This window comes from Klebsiella sp. MS 92-3, from assembly GCF_000195655.1.
In the GTDB taxonomy this organism is placed as follows: domain Bacteria; phylum Pseudomonadota; class Gammaproteobacteria; order Enterobacterales; family Enterobacteriaceae; genus Klebsiella; species Klebsiella pneumoniae.
The window spans coordinates 6,662-8,716 of the sequence record NZ_GL882817.1 but is presented as its reverse complement, the minus strand read 5'-3'; the positions used below and the strand labels follow the sequence as shown (position 1 = coordinate 8,716).

General features: G+C 60.2%; 1 protein-coding gene. It reads left to right on the top strand.

What is annotated here, in order from left to right; genetic code table 11:
• Positions 1 to 54 precede the first annotated feature (54 nt).
• Positions 55 to 1,992, top strand: a complete 1,938-nt coding sequence (gene sltY, locus HMPREF9538_RS11680; protein ID WP_002887806.1) for a murein transglycosylase — start codon at positions 55 to 57, stop codon at positions 1,990 to 1,992.
• Positions 1,993 to 2,055: the final 63 nt, after the last annotated feature.

The following is a 2,055-nucleotide window of genomic DNA, read 5'->3' as shown; positions in this document are numbered from 1 at the left end:
GGGGTTTTTAAGCGGCACGATGCTGCGAAAATGCACCGGAAAGAGGAAGAGCTTGTGGAAAAAGCCAAAAAAATGACGTGGCATCTTTTGGCTGCCAGCGTTGGTTTGTTGACGTTGAGTCAGCTGGCGCATGCGGATTCACTGGATGAACAGCGCAGCCGCTACGCACAAATTAAGCAGGCGTGGGATAACCGGCAGATGGATGTAGTCGACCAGCTGATGCCCACGTTAAGCACCTATCCCCTGTATCCCTATTTGCAGTACCGACAGATCACCGACGATCTGATGAACCAGCCGGCGCTGGTGGTGAAAAACTTTATTGACGCCAATCCGACGCTGCCCCCTGCGCGTTCATTACGTTCGCGCTTCGTGAATGAACTGGCCCGGCGCAGCGACTGGCGCGGCTTGCTGGCGTTTAGCCCGGATAAGCCGACCAGCACCGAGGCGCAGTGCAACTATTACTACGCCAAGCTGAGCGTGGGACAGTCGCAGGAGGCCTGGAGCGGGGCGAAAGAGCTGTGGCTGACGGGCAAGAATCAGCCCGGCGCCTGTGAACCGCTGTTCAGCGCCTGGCGCGACTCCGGTCAGCAGGATCCGCTGGCATATCTCGAACGGATCCGCCTGGCGATGAAGGCCGGCAATATCGGGCTGGTGAAATCGCTGGCCCAGCAAATGCCCGCCAACTACCAGAGCATCGCCAGCGCCGTGGTCGCCCTGGCTAACGATCCAAACAGCGTCCTCACCTTCGCCCGCACCACCGGGGCGACGGACTTTACCCGTCAGATGGCCGCCGTCGCCTTCGCCAGCGTCGCCCGCCAGGACGTGGAAAATGCCCGCCTGATGATCCCTTCGCTGGTACAGGCTCAGCAGCTCAATGAGGATCAGACCCAGGAACTGCGCGATATTGTCGCCTGGCGCCTGATGGGTAGCGATGTAACCGAAGAGCAGGCCATCTGGCGCGATGACGCAATCATGCGTTCGCAGTCCACGCCGCTGGTGGAGCGGCGGGTACGGATGGCGTTGGGGACGGGCGATCGCCATGGCCTCAACACCTGGCTGGCGCGCCTGCCGATGGAGGCGAAAGAGAAAGACGAATGGCGCTACTGGCAGGCGGATCTGCTGCTGGAGCGCGGCAGGGATGAGGAGGCGCAGGCGATCCTTCGCTCGTTGATGCAACAGCGAGGCTTCTACCCGATGGTCGCCGCGCAGCGTCTTGGCGAGGAGTATACCTTCCGCATCGATAAAGCCTCGGGCACCATCGATCCGGCGCTGGCCTCCGGGCCGGAGATGGCGCGGGTACGTGAGCTGATGTACTGGAATATGGATAACACCGCGCGCACCGAATGGGCCAACCTGGTCACTAGTCGCACCAAATCCCAGCAGGCGCAGCTGGCGCGCTATGCCTTCGATCAGCACTGGTGGGATCTGAGCGTGCAGGCGACGATCGCCGGTAAGCTGTGGGATCAGCTGGAAGAACGTTTCCCGCTGGCCTATAACGACCTGTTTGCCCGCTATGTTAGCGGCAAAGATATTCCGCAGAGCTACGCGATGGCAATTGCCCGTCAGGAGAGCGCCTGGAACCCGAAAGTGCGCTCGCCGGTCGGCGCCAGCGGACTGATGCAGATTATGCCGGGCACCGCGACGCATACCGTCAGTATGTTCAGCATTCCCGGCTACAGCGGCCCGTCGCAGCTGTTGGATCCGGAAACCAACATCAATATCGGCACCAGCTATCTGCAGTACGTTTATCAGCAGTTCGGCAATAACCGTATCTACGCCTCAGCGGCCTATAACGCCGGGCCGGGCCGGGTACGCAGCTGGCAGGGGAATAGCGCCGGACGGATCGACGCCGTGGCGTTTGTCGAGAGTATTCCGTTTTCGGAAACCCGCGGCTACGTGAAGAATGTCCTCTCCTATGACGCCTACTACCGCTACTTTATGGGGCAGCAGGATAAGATCCTCAGCGATGCGGAGTGGCGCCAGCGTTACTGATCGCCGGGAAGTATGTTATGCTTTGTACTCGTTGAATAGTACATTCGACGGGCAGCGTAAGCT